This window comes from Cupriavidus basilensis, from assembly GCF_000832305.1.
GTDB classification, from domain to species: domain Bacteria; phylum Pseudomonadota; class Gammaproteobacteria; order Burkholderiales; family Burkholderiaceae; genus Cupriavidus; species Cupriavidus basilensis_F.
Window position 1 is genome coordinate 1,592,734 of the sequence record NZ_CP010537.1, and the last position, 21,552, is coordinate 1,614,285.

The window sequence follows — 21,552 nt, forward strand, 5'->3', positions numbered from 1 at the left end:
GCCGCCATGGCATCCCCACCCGAACGTCCCAAGCATTTCTCCATGATCCGCGAGTTGCATCTTGCCGATCTGTTCACACTGGGCAACGCCGCCTGCGGCATGGCATCGGTGTTTTTCGCCATGTTCTACATCGCTTCGGGCTCGTCAGCGCATTTCATGGCGGCGGCAGCGCTGGCGCCTGCGGCCTTCATTTTCGACGTGCTGGACGGGCGCATCGCGCGCTGGCGCCACCAGCATTCCGCGCTGGGCCGCGAGCTGGACTCGCTCGCCGACATCATTTCCTTCGGAGTCGGCCCGGCCACGCTGGCGTTCGCCGCGGGCATGCGCGGCGGCTGGGACATGGCGGCGCTGATCTACTTCGTCTGCTGCGGCGTGAGCCGGCTGGCACGCTTCAACGTCACCGCCGAGACCTTGTCCGAGGGCAGCGACAAGGTGGCGTATTTCGAGGGCACGCCGATTCCCACCAGCGTGCTGCTGACCGCCGTGCTGGCCTTTTGCGCGTGGCAGGGCCGGGTGGGCGACGCGCTCTACGGCGGCGTGTGGTCGATCGGCCCTGCGGACCTGCATCCGCTCGCGCTGCTGTTCGTGCTCTCCGGCTCGCTGATGATCAGCAAGACCCTGCGCATCCCGAAGATGTAGCGCCGCGCGAGCATTGCTGCGCAGGTGCTTCACGCATGCTGGCTGGAGGATTCCGGCGGCCGCCACTGCTCCCCGATGGCACGGCCGCCCATGGCGGGATCGCTGACCGATGGCGCACCCGTTTCCATGCGCCCGGCGCAGCGCCGCGCGTAGCCGGGCAGGGCGGCCACCGTCACGGTGAAGTCGTACCAGCCGCCCGACGCATGCACCGGCCACGCCAGCGTGTGCCTGGCGCGGGCCGGCACGGTGACGTTGCTGGCCGCGCCATCCACGTACGCGTTGGCGGCAAGCACGAACTCGCAGGCCTGGTCCGCGTCATTGCGCAGGCCAATGCGCAGGCTTCGCGCGGGGACGTCGTAGCCGATCTCGATCTCGGGGGCCGGGCCCGTACTGATACTGGCGCCACCTGCCGATCCGATGAAATGCCGGTGCCAGCCATTGGGGCCGAGCACCCAAAGGTCATAGCGCCCCCCGTCGGCACGCGTGTCCCAAGTGCCAGTCAGGCGCTTGCCGGCTTCGACGGTATAGCGGCGCGGCACACGGTCCAGGTGCAGCCTGTCGTAGACGTGGAATACCGCCCCTGCCTGGCCGCTGCTGGCCAAGCTCAGGTGTACTGCCGCATGGCCGGCATCGGCCAGGGCCTGCGCGTGCAGCGCGTATGGCAGGGCTCGCGACGGGCGCGTGCCGCTGGCCTGGCTGGGCAATTCGGCAAGCGCCGGGATGGCAGGCGTACGCGTGCCGGGCAGCGCGCCCGCCCGGGAGGCAAGCGCGGCGGTGGCCGGCAGCGAGGCCACGACGCTGGCGTGGTTTGGCGTGGCGAAATCGAATAGCGACGTGAGATCGCCGCAGACCGCGCGGCGCCACGGCGTGATGTTGGGCTCGGGCACACCGAAGCGGGCCTCGATGAAGCGGATCACCGACGTATGGTCGAACACTTCGGAGTTGACCCAGCCGCCCTTGCTCCAGGGCGAGATCGCCACCATTGGCACGCGCATGCCCAGGCCGTAGGGCCGGTGGAGGTAGCGCGGATGGTCGTCGGCTTCCACCCCGGTGATCAGGCCGTGGTACTCGCCACGGGTGTCGACCGTGGAGGCCCCGGCAAGCACAGCTTGCGCCGGGTCTGCATGCCACGAGAGGTAAGACGGCGCTGCCGGCGGCGGCACATGGTCGAAGAAGCCGTCGTTCTCATCGAACATCAGCAGCAGCACGGTCTTGCTCCACACGGCCGGGTCGGCAATAAGCGCGTCGAGCACGGCGCTGACGTAGGCGGCGCCCTGGGCCGGGCTGGACGGCCCGGGATGCTCCGATCCCTGGCGGGTGGGGCAGATCCACGACACCTGTGGCAGGCGGCCATCGAGCACGTCCTGGCGCAACAGGCCCAGGCTGCGCGTGGAGAGCGCCTTGTCCTTGAGCGTGGCCTGCGCGCCAGGCGCGCCGCGAAAGGCGTCACGATAGCGCTTGAAACCGGCGGTGGCATTGAGCGCGAAGTTGTTCGCCATGTCCTGGTAGATCTGCCAGGACACGCCGGCGGCTTCCAGCCGCTCGGGATAGGTGGTCCAGGCATAGCCGCCGTCGGGCTTGCCGCCGCCCAGCTTGTTGTAGGTGTTGCCGATGGCCGGGCCGTTGCCCTTGCCCAGCGGGTCGTTGGTGCCGCTCCACAGGAAGCAGCGGTTGGTATTGGTGCCCCCGAGAAACGAGGCATGATAGGCGTCTGCCACGGTAAAGGCCTCGGCGAGCGCGTACTGGAAGGGCACGTCGGCCTGGCTGAAGTAGCCCATGGCGTGGCCATTCTTGAAGGTGGGCCAGTGCTGCATGCAGCCTTCGCCCCAGGCGTCCTGGGTGTTCGACCAGGTGTGGGGCGTGCCGGTGATGCGCATCAGCTCGAACAGGCGCCCGGTGTCCAGGTGGAACGGCGCCAGCGTGGCAGGCGCGCCAGGCTGGCTTTCGTCGCGCTGGTACCAAACCGTCTTGCCGGTAAGGCCCGGGGCATCGGCCACCGGCACCGGGAAGCGGTCGGCAAAGCCGCGCACGCCCCGCATTGCGCCAAAATAATGGTCGAAGGCGCGGTTTTCCTGCATCAGCACCACGATATGCTCAACGTCGCGCAGGGTGCCGGCGCGATGGTTGGCGGGAATGGCCAGTGCCTTGCGGATGGCTGGCGGCAGCAGGCCAAGCGTGCTGGCGGCGGCGACGGTGCCAGCCGCCGAACGCAGGAATCTACGTCTGTCGGGCATGAAAGGGCGTGGCGCGGATTGGGTGCGGATCGGATGCGGATCGGACGCGCTGCGGGACGGCTTGTTATCGCATGCCCGCCATCTTAACGCGGCGCGGGCGCGCCGGCTGCGCGCCCGCGCCGCAGGTTGGCCACTATTGCCGCAGCGACAGCCAGATCGCCTTGGGCTCGGTGAAGTTGTCGATGGCAGCGTCGCCATGCTCCCGGCCCAGCCCCGAGTCGCCGGCCCCGCCCCAGGGCAGGCGTACGTCGGTATGGCCATAGGTGTTGATCCACACGGTGCCGGCCTTGAGCTCGGCGGCCACCTGGTGCACGCGGCCGATGTCGGCGCTCCACACGCCCGCGGCCAGGCTGAAGGCGGTGCCGTTGGCGATGCGCACGGCGTCGGCTTCGTCCTCGAAGCGGATCACGCTGGCGACCGGCCCGAAGATTTCCTCCTGCGAGACCCGCATCTCGTGCCCGACGTTGGCGAACACGGTGGGCTGCACGTAGTAGCCCTTGCCGCCCACGCGCTCGCCGCCGGTCACGGCAATGGCGCCTTCGCGCTTGCCGATTTCCACATAGTCCAGCACGGTCTTCATCTGCGTGGACGACACCAGCGGCCCCATGGTGGTGTCCGGCGCGGCGGGGTCTCCCACGCGGATCGAGGCGGCGCGCGCCGCCAGCTTTTCCACCACTTCGTCATAGACCTCGCGCTGCGCCAGGATGCGCGAGCCGGCCGAGCAGACTTGCCCGGCATTGAAGAAGATGCCGGAGGCGGCGGCGCGCACCGCGGCATCCACATTGGCGTCGGCGAAGATCAGGTTGGCGGACTTGCCGCCTAGCTCCAGCGTGATGCGCTTGAAGTTGGCGGCGGCGCCTTGCATGATGCCGCGCCCCACGCCGGGCGAGCCGGTGAACGTCACCTTGTCGATGCCGGGGTGGGCTACCAGCGCATTGCCCACGACGCTGCCTTTGCCGGTGACGATATTGAGCACGCCGGGCGGCAAGCCGGCCTGCAGTGCCAGCTCGCCCACGCGCAGCGCGGTCAGCGGCGTGATCTCGGCGGGTTTGACGATGAGGGTGCAGCCGCAGGCCAGCGCGGGGGCGATCTTCCACATGCCAATCATCAGCGGGAAATTCCACGGCACGATGGCGGCGACCACGCCCACCGGCTCGCGCACGGTGTAGGTCAGCGCGCCGGGGCGGGTTGGCACCACCTGGCCGTTGATCTTGTCGGCCCAGCCTGCGTAATAGCGCACGGTGTCGATCACCGCCGGCATGTCCTGGCGCCGCACGGCGGCCAGCGGCTTGCCGGCATCCAGGCTTTCCAGCGCGGTCAGCTCTTCCTGGTTCGCTTCCAGCAGGTCGGCAAAGCGGTACAGGATGCGGCCACGCTCGGCCGCGCGCAGGCCGCACCAGACCTTGAGCGCGGCGCGCGCGGCGCTCACGGCCAGGTCGACGTCGGCCGCGCTGCCTTGCGCGACCAGGGCGATCGGGAGCTCCGTGGCCGGATTGATGTCGGTGGAATACTCACCGGTGCCGGGTGGCAGGCGCTTGCCGTCGATCAGCAGGTCGTGTCTTGGCAGTTGGGGCTGCGTGCTCATGGTTGCTCCTCGCTTGGGGTCGGTGACTTGGGGGCGGTGAACCTCGCGGCACGTTAGCGCAAGCAATACGGCTTGCCGGTGACGCCCGTGCCTGCTGTCACGAAGCAGTGTGGGTGGGCGTTGGCACTAAGTCCAATTAATAGGACGGATTGATTAATACGAAAAAAGCATGAATACAGATGGGATAAAAGCGTGGGGCAGACGCATCCGTCAGCCTTCGGCGCATGTTGTCCGGTCCGCGGCGCCCCGGGGAATGTCCGGTCGCCAGCCGGCATCGCGCAGCAGCGCCGTCATGGCCGTGTGCAACTGATGCGCCACAACTGGCTTGTGCAACAGCGCGGCGCCCCCGGCATGGACACTGCGTAGCCGGTCCGGGGCGGTGTCGCCGGTGATGATGACGGTGGGAATGGCTTGTCCCAGCCGCTCGCGGATCGCCATCATGGCTTGCTGGCCGGTGCGTTCGCCGCGCAGGCGATAGTCGGCCAGCAGCAGGTCGGGCTGGAAGGTGCCAAGCGCGGCCAGCGCGTCTTCCTCGGACTCCACGGCCAGGCACACCGATTGCCAGCTCTCCAGCAGCGCCGCCATGGCGACCCGGATTTCCTGGTCGTCGTCGATCACCAGCACGCGCAGCCCCTTCAGGCTTGGCTTGTGATGCAGGCCGGCGCTCTGGGTTTCGCCGCGGTCCTCGGTCAGGGGCAGGGCAAAGCGGAAGACCGAGCCGCGGCCAGGCCGGGAGTTCAGCAGGATGCGGGTGGAAATGGTGCGCGCCAGCCCTTCCACGATGGCAAGGCCCAGCCCGAGGCCCTTGCGCTGGTCCCGCTCCGGATTGCCCAGCTGGTGGAACTCCTTGAAGATCGCGCGATGCTGGGTCATGGGAATGCCGACCCCGGTATCCCAGACCTCGATCATGGTGCGCTCGCCGCGGCGGCGGCACGCCACCAGCACGCCGCCATGGGTGGTGTAGCGGATGGCATTGGCGATCAGGTTGCGCAGGATCAGCTCGACCAGCGTCGGGTCGGCGAACACCGTGGCGGTGGTATCCCGGGTCCGGTAGAACAGGCCGCGGCCATCGGCCTGCGGCGCAAACTCGTTCTCCAGCTTGTAGAGCAAGGGCTGCAGGCGGAAGGCGCGCGGCCGGGCGGTGATCACGCCCGCGTCCACCTTGGAGAAGTCCAGCAGCGTGTTGAGCATTTCGCGCGCGGCCCCGGAGGCAGCCTCGATGTGCGTGAGCAGCTGGCGCTGCTTGTCGGTGAGGTCGGAGCGGCTTAGCGTGACCACGAACAAGCCGAGCGCATGCAGGGGTTGGCGCAGGTCGTGGCTGGCCGAGGCGAGGAACACCGATTTGGCGCGGTTGGCTTCCTCGGCCTCGCGTTGGGCATATTCCGCGCGGGCCGTCTGCTCGCGCAACTGCGAGATCAGTTCCACGTTGGCAAAGCGCAGCGCAATGCCGTGCCGTGCCACGCGCGCATAGTTGCGCGCAAAGATCATCAGCACGATGAGATAAAGCGGCGCGCCGAGGAACATGGGCAGGTAAGCGACGTCGCCGGTGACGATGAAGACTGCCCAGACCGGCACGATGGCCGGGATGAAGAAGCCCACGGCAACCGGCAGGCAGGCGGAGAATACCGCCAGCGCGGCCGCGCTCATGCCCGCGATCAGCGACAGGATGCAGATCACCGTCGCGGGTGTCTTCACATCCATGTAAAGCCATGCCGCCAGCCCCCAGAGCGCGCCGATCAGCGTCAGCAGCAATGTCATGCCGCGCGCGTAGCGCCCGGCATGGGCTTCGGCCGTGCGTTCGGGTATCAGGCGCCGCCCGAAATGCCCGGCGGCGCAGGCCAGCCCCATTGTCAGCGCCCAGGGCAGCGCACCCGGATGCCCGCCGCCGAGGACCAGCCCAAGGGCCAGGATGAACGCCGCCAGCGCGCAGCCCAGCATGGCGATGCCGAAGCTCTGGTCGATCAGCTCCATTTGCGCGGCCAGCAGCCGCGGTTCGTCAAAGCGGGGGAGGAGAAGCGCCATGGCTTACCTGCCCGTCTGCACCAGGCCGCGGCGCTGGGCTTCCAGCACCGCCTCGACCCGGCTGACCACGCCCAGGTAATCGAGAATGGCCGCCACGTGCACGCGCACCGTGTTTTCGGAAAGTCCCAGATGGTGGGCAATGATCTTGTTGGAGCGGCCCTGGCTGAGCTGGTCCAGCACTTCGAGCTGGCGCGGCGTGAGCGAGCTGGCCTGGTAGCCCTGGCAGGGATTGCCGCAGGCATGGCCATCCGGGTTGCCGCAGCCGGCGCCGGCAGGGACGGCGTTGAAGTAGGTGTCACCGCGAAGGCAAGAGGCGATGGCGTCTTCGATCTCGACGCTGCTCGCGGATTTTGGCAGGAAGCCGGCAATTTCCTTGCGCGCGGCGGCGGGAATGGTTTCCAGTCCGGAGGTGCCCGACACGATCAGGATGCGTGCTGCGCAGAAGTGGCGGCGCAAGACCTTGATGCCCTCGATCCCGTTGAGGCCGGGCATCTGGATGTCCAGCAGGATGATATCCACGCTGGCGGCACGGTGTGCCTCCACCGCGCCCATGACGGAGCCCGCCTCGATGATGCTCGCCACGCTTGGGCTGTCCGCCAGCACCAGGCGCAGGCCGGTGCGGAACAGGGTGTGGTCGTCGATGAGCAGCAGGTGGGCGTTGAGCATGGATTGGGGGGTGGCCGGCGCACGGCGCGCAGGCTGCGGCCGATGGAACAAGTGGATCAAAATGTGACGCGCTGTGCTCCGGTCTACGCGAGCGCCAGGGCAAATTGGACTCGATTATGGTGGGCTTGTCCATTTCCCCACTAAAGAGGGGAAAGGATGGGTGGGGCGCAGTGGCATCTGGCAGGGTACCGCCCCGCAGATGGCCTGTGCGCTGGCGCTCGGGGGAGATGGCCCTGCCGCATGCAGGCGCCGGAGGCTTGGCGCGGGGATGGTCACTAGTCCGGAAGGATTATTTTGTTTGCGGGCGTCTGGTGTCACCATGCAGGCATGGGTGATTTCCGCGACTCGCCCATACCACTTTTGTTACCCACTACCACCCGGCAGTGGGTTTTTTTTCGGCCACGGTTTCGTGTTGCCGGATGGGCTGGCCGCTGGGGGATGCAACCTGTTGCTGGCCGACGTGCCGCTGCCTTCTTGGTCGACCGGCCGGTCAGTCGATCAGCTTGCCTGCGGCATCGAAGAAAGGATGGTCTGCGCCAAAGTCACCGATCACCGCCGCGTGGCTGACCAGGCCATGGGCGGGATCCCACTGATGCAGCAGGTAGCCGGGCGGCTCCATGCGAAACCGCGAGGCCGCCTGCGGATCGAGATCGAGCGTGACCTGATGCGCGGGACCCGGCGCCGTCATGGCGATGGTGCCGCCAAAGCGGTGCGTGATGTGCCGGTGCAGGTGGCCGCACAGCACGCGCTCGACCGTCGGGTGCCTGCGCACCACCGCCTCCAGCAGCGCGGCATCCGCCAGGCCCTGCCGGTCCATGTGGCCGATGCCGGTGTGAAAGGGCGGGTGGTGGAGCATCAGCAGCGTGGGCCTGCCAGGCTCGGCCGCGAGCGTGGCCTCTAGCCACGGCAGCGCGGCGGGATCGACCTGGCCGCCCGGCTTTCCCGGCACCGTGCAGTCGAAGGCCACCAGGCGTAGTGGCCCGGCCTCCACACTGTAGTGAACCGGCGCGTCGCCGTCGCCGTTGGCGAACAGGTAATCGTGATCGGCAAACACGCGGCGCAGCGTGGCGCGGTGATCATGGTTGCCGGGCAAGAGCCGCACCGGCATCGGCAGCGTTTGCAGGATGCCGCGCAGGAAGCGGTATTCCTCCTCGGTGCCGAAGTCCACCAGGTCGCCGGTGATGACGACGGAGTCGGGCTGCTGCGGCGCCGCCAGCAGCGACGCGATGCAGCGCCGCAGCGCGCCTGCGGTGTCTACCATGCGGTAGGACAGCTTGCCGCCGGCCTTGATGTGCAGGTCGGTGATGTGGGCCAGCAGGTAGGTGCCGGCCGGGTTGTCGTTGGTGGTGTTCATGCGGCGAGCGCTTCGGGGAGCGTGATCAGGTGGCCGGTATCGAGGCGCAGGCCCACGCGGTCGCCCGCGAGCCAGCCATCGCGCCGGGTGGTGTCGACGACAAGCGGCGCCGGCGCGCCCACGTCGACCAGCAAGCGTGTGTAGTTGCCCAGGAACAGCGCGGTGACGACTGAGCCGCCCAGGTGGGCATCCTCGGCCTGTGCCAGCGCCACGTCTTCGGGGCGGAACAGCAGTTCGGCGCGCGGCGAGGGCGCGGCGGCGAGGCTTGCGGCGGTGCCATGGCGTGGCACCAGGCCGCCCGGCACGCGCCAGGCATCGGCCTCCAGCACGGCCGGCAGGCGGTTCATGGTGCCGATGAAATCCGCCACGAAGGCATTGGCCGGCGCGCGGTAGATCTGCTGCGGCGTGCCGGTCTGCGCGATGCGGCCACGGTCCATCACGATGATGCGGTCGCCCAGCGCCATCGCCTCGGCCTGGTCGTGGGTGACGTAGACGGCGGTGATATGCAGGCTGCGCAGCAACTGGTTGATGTCGGCGCGCAAGGCGTCGCGCAGCTTTGCGTCCAGCGCGGTCAGCGGCTCATCGAGCAGCAGCACGCGCGGCTGCACGGCAATGGCGCGGGCCAGCGCCACGCGCTGGCGCTGGCCGCCGGAGAGCTGGTCGATGCGCCGCTCGGCAAACGGCCCCAGGTGCATCATGGCGAGCATCTCGTCCACCCGGCGGCGGCGCGCGGCCGCGTCGATGCGGCGCACGCGCAGGCCGTAGGCGATGTTCTCCGCCACGGTCATGTTGGGGAACAGTGCGTAGCTCTGGAACACCATGCCCACGCCGCGCTGCTCGATCGGCAGCGGCGTCACATCGTTATCGCCAAACATGACTACGCCGCCGGCGTCGGGGAACTCCAGCCCGGCGATGATGCGCAGTGTGGTGGTCTTGCCGCAGCCCGAGGGGCCGAGCAGCACCACGGTTTCGCCTGCGCCGATGTCGAGGTCGAGCGGTTGCAGCGCCAGCGTGCCGTCGGCGAAGGTCTTGCCGCAGTGGCGCAGCGTGATGGTGGTCGGTTCATGCATGGCGGGCCTCGGAAGTGGAGAGCGGATCGGTGCCGGGGATCGTACTGGCGTCGGCGCCGTCGGCAAGCGGCTGGTGCTTGCGGGCGCGCGCGCCCAGCGCGGACAAGCCCTGCATCAGCACCAGCAGCGGGATGATCATGAAGAAAAACACGATGGTGTAGGCCGAGCCGATCTCCAGGCGCATCGAGGCGTAGCTGTCGGCCAGCCCCACGGGCAGCGTCTGCGTGGTGGGTGTATGCAGCATCCAGGTCAGGTTGAACTCCCCCACCGACAGCGTTACCACCATCAGCGCCCCGGCCAGGATGCCCTGGCGGCAGTTCGGCAGCACCACGGTAAAGAAGCGCTGCATGCGGTTTGCGCCCAGGCTGGCGGCAGCGTCCTCCAGCGTGCGGATATCGATGGCCGACATGATGGCCAGTACCGAGCGCACCATGAACGGCAACGTAAACAGCACGTGGCCCACGAGGATAAACAGCCAGCTCGTGCGAAATGCCTGCCAGCCGCCATAGAGCAGGATCAGCCCAAGCGCGGTGGCCAGCCCGGGCACCGCCACCGGCAGCATCAGCAGCTCCTCGATCAGGCGCGTCACGCGCCCGCGCCGCAGCGCCATGTAGTAGGCCGCGGGCACGCCCAGCACCAGGGTGCAAGCCAGGCACGCCAGGGCAATGCCCAGCGACAGGAAGATGGTGTTGCGGTAGAGCGCCCACACCTCTACCAGCCAGCGCGTGGTGAGGCCGCTGGACACGCCGACAAAGATGTTGTTGGTGAGGCCGGCGAGCACAGACAGCACCACCGGCACCACCATGAACAGGCACACCAGAAGGGTAAGCGCGAGCTGCAGCCAGTAGGCATTGCCGCGGCGGGAAGACGTCATCATGGGTAGCCTCAGGCAGTAGCGGCGACGGCGTCGCCCGAGAACCAGCGCGCCACCGCCAGCAGGGCCCAGGTGACCGTGCCGAGCAGCACGGACAGCGCGGCGGCCATGCCGAAGTTGGCGTAGTTGGTGAACTCGTTGTAGATGGTCAGCGGCAAGACATCGAGCTGCGTGGCCAGCGTGAAGGCGGTGCCGAAGGCGCCCATGCTGGTGGCGAAGCAGATCGCGCCGCTGGAAATCATGGCCGGCATCAGCGCGGGCAACATCACGTCGCGCACCACGCGCCAGCGGCCCGCGCCGAGCGAGCGGGCGGCTTCTTCCAGCGACGTGTCGAGCTTGGCAACGGCTGCCATCACCGTCAGGATCACGCGCGGGATGGAGAAGTACAGGTAGCCGACGAACAGGCCGGCCAGGCCGTAGGCAAAGGTCCAGCGGTCTCCCACCAGCCAGTCGCTCACCATGGCGAGCAGGCCGTTGCGCCCGCCCAGCATGATGACCATGAAGCCGATGACGACGCCGGGGAAGGCGAGCGGGAACGTCAGCATGGCGACCAGCAGCGCCTTTCCGGGCACCGCGTTGCGCTCCAGGAAGGTGCCGGTGATGCCGGCGATGATCAGGGTGGCCAGCGTGACCGTTGCCGATAGCAGCACGGTGACCATCAGGCTGTGCAGATAGCGCTCGCTTGAGATGACGGTCCAGTAGACGCTCGCGCCTTTTTCACCCGTGACGCTGATCGTCAGCAGCTTCGCCATGGGCAGACAGAAGAAGGCAAAGAAGACGATCAGGGCCGGGAGGGCGAAGAGGAGGAGTGGGGGGCTTCGTTTAGGCATGATGGGTTTGTTTTTTCCCGGGGTGGGTGGGGATCAGCTTCAACGTTGATTGTTTGGGGTCAAGGGCAACTTCAACTTCAACTTCAACTGCTGTTTCACCACGCCTGCGGCGCGGCGACCTACTTTTTTGTCTTGCCAAAAAAGTAGGCAAAAAAGGCGCGCCGGATGGGGCGACTACCCCTCGGGCTTCGGCGAAAAGAGCGGCCGGGACCCAAACTCGCATCGCCTTAAGGCGATACTCAGACATGGGTCCCTCTTTTCCGCTCTTTTCGCCGAATCCCGAGGCGCCCCATACGGCCTGGGTAAACCTTGACGGCTCGCTTCGCATCGCGCTGGGGTGTTTCCCGCCCCTTCGGGCGGGAAACACGGCTACACCGAATCGTTCGCTATGTCCGCTGGTTGGCGCCCCTCTCCCGCTTGCGGGAGAGGGGACGGGGGAGAGGGCGGGCGCTCGCCAGGCGCGCGATGCCGCACTCATCCACTAGCGCTCGCCATTCAACGGACTTCCTTCAGATACTGTTCGCTGAAGCCTTTCTGCGCATCCGCCATCTTTCCGAAATCCACCGGTTTGGCCCGTGCGTAATCCGCTGCCGGCAGGAACCGCGCCTGCACTTCCTTGGGTATGGCGGCGCTGCGCACGGGGCGCAGGTAGGCATTGGCCCACAGGGCTTGCCCTTCATCGGACAGCACAAAGTCCAGCACCTTCTTGCCTTGCGCATCGTGCGGCGCCTTGTTCACCAGGCTCATCACGTACGGCACCACCACCGTGCCTTCCTTGGGAATCACGAAGGCCACGTTGGACTTGTCCTTGTAGCGGGCGCGGTAGGCGTTGAAGTCGTAGTCCAGCAGGATCGGGATCTCGCCGGAGAGCACGCGGGCGTAGGCGGTTTGCTTGGGGACGATGGGCTGGTTCTTCTGCAGGTCGCGGAAGTACTTGAAGGCCGGGCCGAAGTTGTCCATCGAGCCGCCCATCGCCTGGTTGACGGCAACCGCGCCGACGTAGCCGACAAAGGCGCTGGCCGGGTCAAGGTAGCCGATCAGGCCCTTGTACTCGGGTTTGAGCAGGTCGGCCCAGGACTGCGGCACGGGCTTGCCGCGCAGCGCGTCGACGTTGACCATGAAGCCGAGCGTGCCGGAGTGGATGGCGAACCAGTTGCCTTGCGGGTCCTTGAGGCCGTCGGGGATGTCGTTCCAGTGGGCCGGCTTGTAGGGGGCGGTGACGCCGTCCTTCTTGGCCTGGATGCCGAAGGTCACGCCGTAGTACACCACGTCCGCTACCGGGCTGCCCTTTTCGGCGACCAGCTGCGCGAGCGACTGGCCGGAGTTCTTGTTGTCGTGCGGCACGGTGACGCCGGTTTTTTCCTTGATGGCGCGGATCTGCGAGGCCCAGTCTGCCCATTCGGGCGGGCAGTTGTAGCAGATCGCGGTTTGCGCTGCAGCGCCCTGGCTGAATGCGCAGACGGCGGCGGCGCCGAGCGCGCTGGCGATCCGGCGCAGCGGTTTGTGCCAGGAACGGGTTGCTTGCATGGTGAACTCCTTGGGTTGCATACGACGGCTGGGGCTGGGGGAAAGCGGTGGGTGAAGGGTCATGCCGGTGCGGCTACCGTGCCGCCCAGGCGCAGGCCGTGGGGCAGCAGGGTAATGCGCCCGGGTCTGGCGCCGGATACGCGGGATACGTCGGGTATGCCGGATACGTTGGAAACGCCGGCAGCCGCGAGGCCGAAGCGCGCAAGCAACTGCGCAACGGCGCGCGCGCCGATTTCGGGGTTGGGCTGCACCACCGATGCTAGTGGCGGCTCCACCAGCGCGCCTAGCGCGATGCCGTCGTAGCCCAGCACTGAGATGTCGCGCGGCACGCGCAGGCCGAGCCGTTTCAGGTCAGAGATCACGCCGATCGCCAGCAGGTCGTTGGTGCAGAAAAAGGCAGTGGGCGCATCGGGCCCCGCGGCCAGCGCGCCGATCTGGTCGGCGTTGCTGGCGGTGTGAGTGGGCAGGCAAAGCGGCGGCGCGGCTTCCAGGCCGTGCGCGTGCATGGCGTCGCGGTAGCCCTCGAAGCGCTGGCGCGCGCGGTCGGAGGCGATGAAGGCGCCGGAGACCACGCGGATGCGGCGGTGCCCGGCCGCGATCAGGGCTTGCACGCCTTCGCGAGCGCTGCCGCGGTTGTCTACCGAGACGGAGTGGCGCTGGCCGCGCGCGGCTGCCTGGTTGTACGCCAGCACATAGGGCACGCCTTCGGCATCGAGCTGGTCGAGCACGGCGCTGCGGGCGGCGTCGGCCACGGTGAGCACCATGCCGTCGACCCGGTGGCGCAGCAGGTATTCGATGCGCTCGCGCTCGCGCGCGGGGTCGTAGGCGCTGGTCACCAGCATCAGCGAGTAGCCGGCGGCCAGCGCGGCATCCTCGATGCCGCGCCAGCATTCGGCGAACACGGCGTTTTCCAGCGTGGGCAGCATCACGCCGATCATCCGGCTTTGCTGCGCGCGCAGCTTGCTGCCGAGCAGGTTGGGGCGGAAGCTCAGTTGCCGTGCGGCGTCCAGCACGCGCTGCACGGTGCCTTCGCGCACCAGCGCCGGGCTGTTGAATGCGCGCGATGCGGTGGCTAGCGATACGCCCGCCGCTTGCGCAACGTCCACCAGCGTGGCGTTGCCGGCGGCGTCCGGGGCGGTGCTGCTGGAACGGTCCTGGGTGCGCTTCACGTCAGAGCTTCCGGTCTTGGTTTCGGGGTCACATTGCGCGCATGGCGAACCGGGCGCGCAACTGCGGTAAAAATGAAAACGTTTTCATTCAAGCCGCAAAAAAATCGGGTCGCAAGCCTTTTTGCTGCTGCGGTGCATTAGCTCAATCACGCTGCGGCAAGGCAAAACCCGGTACAGAGCGAATTCTGGGGATGCTGCATGACAGCACGATGACAGGCGCAGACGAGGGCGCGAAGGGCCGGGCGGCCAGATCGCCGCGCCGCGGATCACAATGGGGTTGAAACTACCCTGCAATATCATTAACATGTTAATAACAGGCGGAGCCAACGGGCGATCCGCCGTCGACGATCCGCCGGCCCGGCAGCGCAAGCGCCCGGCCAGCGCGGGCGCAACCAGAGAGGAGCACGATGCGACAAGCCAGAATCGCCGCCGGCGGCCGGCCAGTGCGGGCAGTGCCGGTGGACGGTGCCACCTTGCTGCCGCTGGACGGTGGGCGCGCCCTGCGCGAGGATGAATTCATGTGGCAGCCCGCCATCACCGGCACGGTGTACGGCACGCTGCTGAACTTCAAGGGCGCGCTCGCGGCCCTTGGCGACAGCGTCAATGCGGCCCCTTACCAGGCGCCGCCTGCTGGCCCGATCCTCTACATCAAGCCTGCCAATACCCTGGCTGCCCATGGCAGCCTTGTCGAGCTGCCGCCGGGCCAGGAAACCCTGGAAATCGGCGCCGCGCTCGGCATCGTGATCGGCCGGCGCGCAACCCGCATCGACCCGGCGCAGGCCGGGGACTATATCGCCGGGTACACGGTTGTGTCGGATGTGAGCGTGCCACATGCCAGCTATTACCGCCCGGCGGTGCGCCACAAGTGCCGTGACGGCTATTGCCCGATCGGCCCGTGGGTGATGACGCGTGAGCAGGTCGGCAACGCCGATGCGCTCAGCATGGTGGTGCGCATCAATGGCGAGGAGCGCCAGCGCAACCACACCGGCAACCTGCTGCGCCCCGTGGCGCAATTGCTGGCTGATGTGACCGCCTTCATGTCGCTCGAAGCCGGCGATGTGCTGCTGGCGGGCGTGCCCGAAGGCGCGCCGCTGGTGCGTGCCGGCGACATGGTGGAGATCGAAATCGAACAAGTAGGGCGCCTGCGGCACGGCATCAAGGCAGCACCCGGGGAGGCAGCATGAGAACCGCACGCGTAGCCTTCGATGGCTTGGTCCACACCGCACAGCCGGCCGGCGAAGGCGTATTGCGCCTGGACGACGGCCGTGTGGTCAGCGAGGACGGCGTGACGTGGCTGCCGCCCGTGGTGCCGCGCACCACCTTCGCGCTTGGCCTGAACTATGCTGACCACGCGCGCGAACTGGCCTTCAAGGCGCCGGAAGAACCACTCGTCTTCCTCAAGGGGCCGGGCGCGTTCATCGGCCACCGGGCGCATACCATCCGGCCGGAGGGCGTGAAGTACATGCATTACGAGTGCGAGCTGGCGGTGGTGATCGGCAGCACGGCGCGCGGCGTCAAGGCGGCGCAAGCCTATGACTACGTGCGCGGCTATACGGTCGCCAACGACTACGCCATCCGCGACTACCTGGAAAACTACTATCGCCCCAACCTGCGGGTGAAAAACCGCGATACCTGCACGCCGCTGGGGCCGTGGCTGGTGGACCGCGACGACGTGCCGGATCCGATGAACCTCGCGCTCACCACGACGGTCAACGGCAAGCTGACGCAGCAGGGCAGCACCCGCGACATGATCTTCGCCATCCCGTGGCTGATCGAGTACCTGAGCAGCTTCATGACGCTGGAGGCGGGCGATGTGATCCTGACCGGCACGCCGGAAGGGCTGGCCGACACGCAGCCGGGCGACGAGATCGTCACGGAGATCGAAGGGGTGGGGCGGCTGGTGAACACCATCGCCTCGGCTACCGAATACGGCAGTGGGCGCTGAAGGGCGCTGAAGCGAACCCGGGCGCACCGGGGCGCACCAAATGCCAACAGGAGACAACCATGATCAAGCATTGGATCAACGGCAAGCAGGTCGACAGCAAGGACACGTTCACCACCTGGAACCCGGCCACCGGTGAAGAGATCGCCACGGTGGCCGCGGGCGGGGAGGCCGAGGTCAACGCCGCGGTGGCGGCCGCCAAGGCTGCATTCCCCAAGTGGGCCAATACGCCGGCCAAGGAGCGCGCCCGCATCATGCGCCGCCTGGCCGACCTGATCACCGAGCACGTGCCGCACCTTGCCGCGCTGGAGACGCAGGACACCGGCCTGCCGATCGCGCAGACCGGCAAGCAGCTGATCCCGCGCGCCGCCGAGAACTTCAATTTCTTCGCCGAAGTGTGCGTGCAGATGAACGGCCGCACCTATCCCGTCGATGACCAGATGCTCAACTACACGCTCTACCAGCCGGTGGGCGTGTGCGCGCTGATCTCGCCGTGGAACGTGCCATTCATGACCGCCACCTGGAAGGTCGCGCCATGCCTGGCGCTGGGCAATACCGCCGTGCTGAAGATGTCGGAGCTGTCGCCACTCACGGCGGACCAGCTCGGCATGCTGGCGCTGGAAGCGGGGGTGCCGGCCGGTGTGCTCAACGTGGTGCAGGGCTACGGCGCCAGCGCGGGGGACGCGCTGGTGCGCCATCCGGACGTGCGGGCCGTATCGTTTACGGGCGGCACTGCCACCGGCAAGCGCATCATCGAGCGCGCGGGCCTGAAGAAATTCTCGATGGAACTGGGGGGCAAGTCGCCGGTGCTGGTGTTCGACGACGCCGACCTGGAGCGCGCGCTGGACGCCGCGCTGTTCACCATTTTCTCGATCAACGGCGAGCGCTGCACCGCGGGTTCGCGCATCTTCGTGCAGGACACGGTCTACGACGACTTCGCCGGCAAGTTCGCCGAACGCGCCAGGCGCTTGCGCGTGGGCGACCCGACCAGCGAGCAGACACATGTGGGCGCCATGATTACCCAGCAGCACTGGGAGAAGGTCACGGGCTATATCCGCCTGGGCGAGCAGGAGGGTGCCACCATCCTGGCCGGCGGCGCCGAGCGGCCGTCCGACCTGCCGGCGCACCTGCGCAACGGAAACTTCGTGCAGCCCACGGTGCTGGCCAATGTGGAAAACCACATGCGCGTGGCGCAGGAAGAGATCTTTGGCCCGGTGGCCTGCCTGATCCCGTTCAAGGGCGAAGACGATGGCCTGGCCATGGCCAACGACACTGCCTACGGCCTGGCCTCGTACATCTGGACGCAGGACGTGGGCAAGGTGCACCGGCTGGCGCGCGGCATCGAAGCCGGCATGGTGTTCGTCAACAGCCAGAACGTGCGCGACCTGCGCCAGCCGTTTGGCGGCACCAAGGCATCCGGCACGGGTCGCGAGGGCGGCGAGTTCAGCTTCGAGGTGTTTGCGGAGGTGAAGAACGTTTGCATCTCGATGGGCGGGCATCATATTCCGCGCTGGGGCGTTTGAGCGCAGCCCGCACCAAAACAAAACAGGAGACACCGCCATGGGCAAGCTATCCCTCGCCGCCAAGGTCACGCACGTGCCGTCGATGTACCTGTCCGAGCTGCCGGGCAAGCACCACGGCTGCCGCGAGGCGGCGATTGCCGGGCACCGCGAGATCGGCCGGCGCTGCCGGGAGCTGGGCGTCGATACCATCGTGGTGGCCGATGTGCACTGGCTGGTCAACGCCGGCTACCACGTCAACTGCAACGCGCACTTCGAGGGCATCTACACCAGCAACGAGCTGCCGCATTTCATCAAGGACATGGCCTACGCCTACGACGGCAATCCCGAACTGGGCCGGCGGATCGCCAGCACCGCGTGCGAGCAGGGCGTGATGACCCGCGCTCACGAGATCGCCAGCCTGGAGCTGGAATACGGCACGCTGGTGCCGATGCGCTACATGAATGCCGACCGCCATTTCAAGGTGGTCTCCATCGCGGCCTGGTGCGCCTGGCACCAGCTCGATGAAAGCCGCCGCTTTGGCGAGGCGCTGCGTGCGTCCATCGAGGCCAGCGATGCCAATGTGGCGTTTCTCGCCAGCGGCTCGCTGTCGCACCGGTTCAACGACAACAACAGCCCCGAGGAAAGCATCCACCAGATCAGCCGCGAGTTCTTCAAGCAGGTGGACCTGCGCGTGGTGGAGCTCTGGAAGCAGGGCGACTGGGCCACCTTCTGCCGCATGTTGCCGGAGTACAACGAGCATTGCATCGGCGAAGGCGGCATGCATGACACCGCCATGCTGCTGGGCCTGCTGGGCTGGGACAAGTACGACCGCCCGGTGGAGATCGTCACCGACTACTTCACCAGCTCGGGCACCGGCCAGATCAATGCGATCTTCCCGGTGCGCTGAGGGATCACCGATCACCGAACGCCGATCACGGACAACGATTCACGCTTCATCGGAGAGGCCTGCCAATGCCCCACATCATCGTCGAGTACACGGACAACATCCGCGCCGACGCGCGCGTGCCCGCCCTGCTCAAGACCATCAACGACGTGCTGATCGCGCAGGACGGCGTGTTTCCCATCGGCGGCATCCGCTCGCGTGCGCTGGCGCTGACCGACTACCGCATGGCCGACGGTGAGGAGGACTACGCCTTCGTCCACATCACGCTGAAGATCGGCGCAGGGCGTCCCGAGGCGGCCAGGAAGGCGGCCTGCGATGCGCTCTTCGAGGCGGTCAAGGCGCACTTTGCCGAGCTATATGCACGGCGCTACCTGGCGCTGTCGATGGAGCTGGTCGAGTTCAACGAGGGTGGCAGCTACAAGCACAACAACGTGCACGCCCGCTTCAAGAAGGCCTGACCGGTTCCATCGTCAACCAACAGGCCCCTGCGCACAACGCACAACGCTTCCCACGGAGACCCCATGCTCAGCCCAGAGCTGATCCACCAGATCGCCCATCGCCTGCACGGCGCCGAACAATCGCGCCAGCAGATCCGGCAAATCTCGCTGGACCACCCTGACATCACGATTGAAGACGCCTACGCCATCCAGCGCGAGTGGCTGGCCCACAAGCTGTCCGAAGGCCGCACCATCAAGGGCCACAAGATCGGCCTGACCTCGCGCGCCATGCAGCTTTCCTCGCAGATCGACGAGCCTGACTATGGCACCTTGCTGGACGACATGTTCTTCCAGGACGGCGCGACGATCCCCCCGGGCCGCTTTATCGTGCCGCGCGTGGAAGTGGAGCTGGCCTTCGTGCTGGACAAGCCGCTCAAGGGGCCGAACTGCACGCTGTTCGATGTGTATGACGCTACCGCCTACGTGATTCCCGCGCTGGAGATCATCGATGCGCGCAGCCATGGGATCGACCCCGACAGCAAGCGCCCGCGCAAGGTGTTCGACACCATTGCCGACAACGCGGCCAATGCCGGCGTGGTGATGGGCGGACGCCCGGTGCGGCCGTTCGATGTGGACCTGCGCTGGGTCTCGGCCATCATGTCGCGCAACGGCGTGATCGAGGAAACCGGCGTGGCCGCCGGCGTGCTCAACCATCCCGCCAACGGCGTGGCATGGCTGGCCAACAAGCTGCATCCGCATGGCGTGGGCCTGGAAGCGGGAGAGGTGATCCTCGGCGGCTCCTTCACGCGGCCGGTGGCGGCCAGCCCGGGTGATACATTCCACGTGGACTATGGCGCGCTGGGCGCCGTGGCCTGCCACTTCGGCTGAACGCCTGACCCGGACGCCATCATGGAAATCCCCCTCAATACCTTCAAGCGCGCGCTTGCCGCCAACGAGCAGCAGATCGGCCTGTGGCTCGGCCTGGCCAGTCCCTACACCGCCGAAGTGCTGGCCGGCGCCGGCTTTGACTGGCTGCTGATCGATGGCGAGCACGCACCCAACACCGTGCCGACCATCCTGGCGCAACTGCAGGCGCTGGCCGCCTATCCCGTGCGGCCGGTGGTGCGTGCGTCGTGGAACGACACCGTGCAGATCAAGCAGTTGCTTGACCTGGGCGTGCAGACCCTGCTCGTGCCGATGGTGCAGGACGCCACCGAGGCGGCCGCCGCGGTGGCCGCCACCCGTTACCCGCCGCAAGGTGTGCGCGGCGTGGGCAGCGCAATGGCGCGTGCCTCGCGCTGGAACCGTGTCGGCGGCTACCTGGCCCAGGCCAACGGCGAGATGTGCGTGCTGGTACAGGTGGAGACGCGCGCGGGGTTAGCGCACCTCGATGCCATCGCCGCCACCGAAGGCGTGGATGGCGTGTTTATCGGCCCAGCGGATCTTGCCGCCGACATGGGCCATCTTGGTAACCCGGGCCACCCGGAGGTGCGCAGCGCCATTGCCGACGCCATCGTGCGCATCCGCCGCGCCGGCAAGGGCGCGGGTATCCTCAGTGCGGACGTGGCGCAGTCGCGCCAGTACGTGGCGCTGGGCACCACGTTCACCGCCGTTGGCGTGGATGCCACGATGCTGGCCCGGGCGGCAGAGAGTCTTGCCGCGCAGTTCAAGGGCCACGGCAGTGCGGGGACTAGCCCGGATAAAACTTACTAGACAGTGTCCCGTCGCGCTTCAGGGCGCATTGCACAAAGAACAGACAGAACAGAAAAATCGGAGGAGACCCAATCATGCAAGCAAACGCCTGCGCCCGGCGCACGCGCTTCCATGCCATGGCGCAGCATGCTTCGCGCGTTGTCACGGGGCTGGCGATCGCGCTGGGCGGCACCAGCGCCGCCCATGCCGCCGACCCCGCCGCACGCTGGGTGGTGCCCTACACCGCTGGCGGCGGCAGCGACCTCGCCACGCGCATCGTCGCGCAGAAGATCGCGCCGGCCATGCACCAGAACTTCGTGGTCGACAACAAGCCGGGCGGCGCCACCATCCTCGCCGCGCAGGACGTGGCCAAGGCGCGTGCCGACGGCGCTACGGTGCTGACTGCCGGGCAGGGTACGCTGGTACTTAACCCAGCGCTGTATCGCAAGCTGCCCTATGACGCCGCCAAGGATTTCACGCTGGTGAGCTCGCTGGTGAAGCTGCCCGTGATACTGGTCGCCAACCCGGCCTTGCCGGTAAAGACCTTGCCCGAGTTCATCACGTGGCTGAAAGCGGGGCAGGGCAAGGCGACCTATGCCTCTGTGGGCACCGGCAGCCCCCACCACCTGAGCGCCGAGCTGCTGCTCGACCGCGTGCAGGCCAGCGCCGTCCACGCGCCGTACAAAGGCACGCCACCCGCGTTGCAGGACGTGGCGGGCGGGCAGGTCGATTTCATGATGGCCGATCTCGCGGCCGCGGTGCCGTTGATCCGCGCCGGCCGCCTGCGCGCCATCGCGCTGCCCGCGCAGCAGCGCTCGGCGGTGCTGCCGGATGTGCCGACCTTTGCCGAGGCCGGGCTGGCTGGCTTTACGGCGTTCGCGTGGCAGGGCGTGGTGGTCCCGGCCGGCACGCCGCCGGCTTCGGTCGACAAGCTCAACGCGGCCATTGCCGCAGCACTGAAGGACCCGGCGGTGGTCAAGCAAATGCAGGAGCTTGGGCTGGAGCCCATGGGCGATAGCCGGGCGGGCTTTGCTGCGTTCGTGGACAATGAGCGCGCCAAATGGGGCGCCCTGATCCGCGCGCACAAGATCGCGCTGGATTGAGC

The 21,552-nt window shown here is 67.5% G+C and carries 20 protein-coding genes; 9 read left to right on the forward strand and 11 right to left on the reverse strand.

The window, feature by feature from the left end:
• Positions 1–6: 6 nt before the first annotated feature.
• A complete protein-coding gene (locus tag RR42_RS27770) occupies positions 7–639 on the forward strand; it encodes a CDP-alcohol phosphatidyltransferase family protein (RefSeq protein ID WP_043354714.1) in 633 nt (210 codons plus the stop codon).
• 29 nt (positions 640–668) lie between these two features.
• Here RR42_RS27770 and RR42_RS27775 read toward each other — a convergent pair whose 3' ends face one another.
• The 11 genes from RR42_RS27775 to RR42_RS27820 form a co-directional block, all read right to left on the reverse strand.
• The gene (locus tag RR42_RS27775; protein ID WP_043354715.1) at positions 669–2,873 is read right to left on the reverse strand and encodes a phosphocholine-specific phospholipase C; all 2,205 of its coding nucleotides are present in this window, start codon (positions 2,871–2,873) and stop codon (positions 669–671) included.
• A gap of 133 nt (positions 2,874–3,006) precedes the next feature.
• Entirely contained in the window at positions 3,007–4,458 is a 1,452-nt protein-coding gene (locus tag RR42_RS27780; RefSeq protein WP_043354717.1) for an aldehyde dehydrogenase family protein, read from the reverse strand.
• Positions 4,459–4,668: 210 nt separating this feature from the next.
• Complete coding sequence (locus tag RR42_RS27785) at positions 4,669–6,480, reverse strand: hybrid sensor histidine kinase/response regulator (RefSeq protein ID WP_043354719.1); 1,812 nt, start codon at positions 6,478–6,480, stop codon at positions 4,669–4,671.
• A gap of 3 nt (positions 6,481–6,483) precedes the next feature.
• Positions 6,484–7,146, reverse strand: a complete 663-nt coding sequence (locus tag RR42_RS27790) for a response regulator transcription factor (protein WP_043354721.1) — start codon at positions 7,144–7,146, stop codon at positions 6,484–6,486.
• Positions 7,147–7,636: 490 nt separating this feature from the next.
• Positions 7,637–8,500: a phosphodiesterase gene (locus RR42_RS27795; RefSeq protein ID WP_043354723.1), complete on the reverse strand. Its 864-nt coding sequence runs from the start codon at positions 8,498–8,500 to the stop codon at positions 7,637–7,639.
• The gene (locus RR42_RS27800) at positions 8,497–9,570 is read right to left on the reverse strand and encodes an ABC transporter ATP-binding protein (RefSeq protein WP_043354725.1); all 1,074 of its coding nucleotides are present in this window, start codon (positions 9,568–9,570) and stop codon (positions 8,497–8,499) included. The genes RR42_RS27795 and RR42_RS27800 overlap by 4 nt, the downstream gene beginning before the upstream one ends.
• Positions 9,563–10,444, reverse strand: a complete 882-nt coding sequence (locus tag RR42_RS27805; protein WP_043354726.1) for an ABC transporter permease — start codon at positions 10,442–10,444, stop codon at positions 9,563–9,565. Before RR42_RS27805 ends, RR42_RS27800 begins: the two co-directional genes overlap by 8 nt.
• A gap of 11 nt (positions 10,445–10,455) precedes the next feature.
• Positions 10,456–11,274 (reverse strand): ABC transporter permease, encoded by an 819-nt coding sequence (locus RR42_RS27810; protein WP_043354728.1) that lies wholly within the window; start codon positions 11,272–11,274, stop codon positions 10,456–10,458.
• A complete protein-coding gene (locus tag RR42_RS40040; protein ID WP_144409981.1) occupies positions 11,267–11,521 on the reverse strand; it encodes a hypothetical protein in 255 nt (84 codons plus the stop codon). Before RR42_RS40040 ends, RR42_RS27810 begins: the two co-directional genes overlap by 8 nt.
• Positions 11,522–11,769: 248 nt before the next feature.
• Positions 11,770–12,801: an ABC transporter substrate-binding protein gene (locus tag RR42_RS27815; protein ID WP_043358092.1), complete on the reverse strand. Its 1,032-nt coding sequence runs from the start codon at positions 12,799–12,801 to the stop codon at positions 11,770–11,772.
• 59 nt (positions 12,802–12,860) lie between these two features.
• Positions 12,861–13,970: a substrate-binding domain-containing protein gene (locus tag RR42_RS27820; protein ID WP_043354729.1), complete on the reverse strand. Its 1,110-nt coding sequence runs from the start codon at positions 13,968–13,970 to the stop codon at positions 12,861–12,863.
• Positions 13,971–14,488: 518 nt separating this feature from the next.
• Between RR42_RS27820 and RR42_RS27825 the strand changes: the two genes are divergently transcribed.
• From RR42_RS27825 to RR42_RS27860, 8 genes are all read left to right on the forward strand, one after another.
• Positions 14,489–15,154 carry a fumarylacetoacetate hydrolase family protein gene (locus RR42_RS27825; protein WP_052495263.1) on the forward strand — a complete coding sequence of 222 codons (666 nt, stop codon included), beginning with the start codon at positions 14,489–14,491 and terminating at the stop codon, positions 15,152–15,154.
• Complete coding sequence (locus tag RR42_RS27830; protein WP_043354731.1) at positions 15,151–15,915, forward strand: fumarylacetoacetate hydrolase family protein; 765 nt, start codon at positions 15,151–15,153, stop codon at positions 15,913–15,915. The genes RR42_RS27825 and RR42_RS27830 overlap by 4 nt, the downstream gene beginning before the upstream one ends.
• Before the next feature lie 59 nt (positions 15,916–15,974).
• Positions 15,975–17,435 carry a 5-carboxymethyl-2-hydroxymuconate semialdehyde dehydrogenase gene (gene hpaE / locus RR42_RS27835; RefSeq protein ID WP_043354734.1) on the forward strand — a complete coding sequence of 487 codons (1,461 nt, stop codon included), beginning with the start codon at positions 15,975–15,977 and terminating at the stop codon, positions 17,433–17,435.
• Positions 17,436–17,472: 37 nt separating this feature from the next.
• Positions 17,473–18,321 (forward strand): 3,4-dihydroxyphenylacetate 2,3-dioxygenase, encoded by an 849-nt coding sequence (gene hpaD / locus RR42_RS27840; RefSeq protein WP_043354735.1) that lies wholly within the window; start codon positions 17,473–17,475, stop codon positions 18,319–18,321.
• Positions 18,322–18,386: 65 nt separating this feature from the next.
• Positions 18,387–18,776 carry a 5-carboxymethyl-2-hydroxymuconate Delta-isomerase gene (locus RR42_RS27845; RefSeq protein ID WP_043354736.1) on the forward strand — a complete coding sequence of 130 codons (390 nt, stop codon included), beginning with the start codon at positions 18,387–18,389 and terminating at the stop codon, positions 18,774–18,776.
• A gap of 63 nt (positions 18,777–18,839) precedes the next feature.
• Positions 18,840–19,643, forward strand: coding sequence for a 2-oxo-hept-4-ene-1,7-dioate hydratase (gene hpaH / locus RR42_RS27850; RefSeq protein ID WP_043354739.1), 804 nt, complete (start codon positions 18,840–18,842; stop codon positions 19,641–19,643).
• Positions 19,644–19,664: 21 nt separating this feature from the next.
• A complete protein-coding gene (gene hpaI, locus RR42_RS27855; protein ID WP_043354740.1) occupies positions 19,665–20,468 on the forward strand; it encodes a 4-hydroxy-2-oxoheptanedioate aldolase in 804 nt (267 codons plus the stop codon).
• Between the two features lie 74 nt (positions 20,469–20,542).
• Positions 20,543–21,550, forward strand: a complete 1,008-nt coding sequence (locus RR42_RS27860; RefSeq protein ID WP_144409982.1) for a Bug family tripartite tricarboxylate transporter substrate binding protein — start codon at positions 20,543–20,545, stop codon at positions 21,548–21,550.
• Positions 21,551–21,552 lie beyond the last annotated feature (2 nt).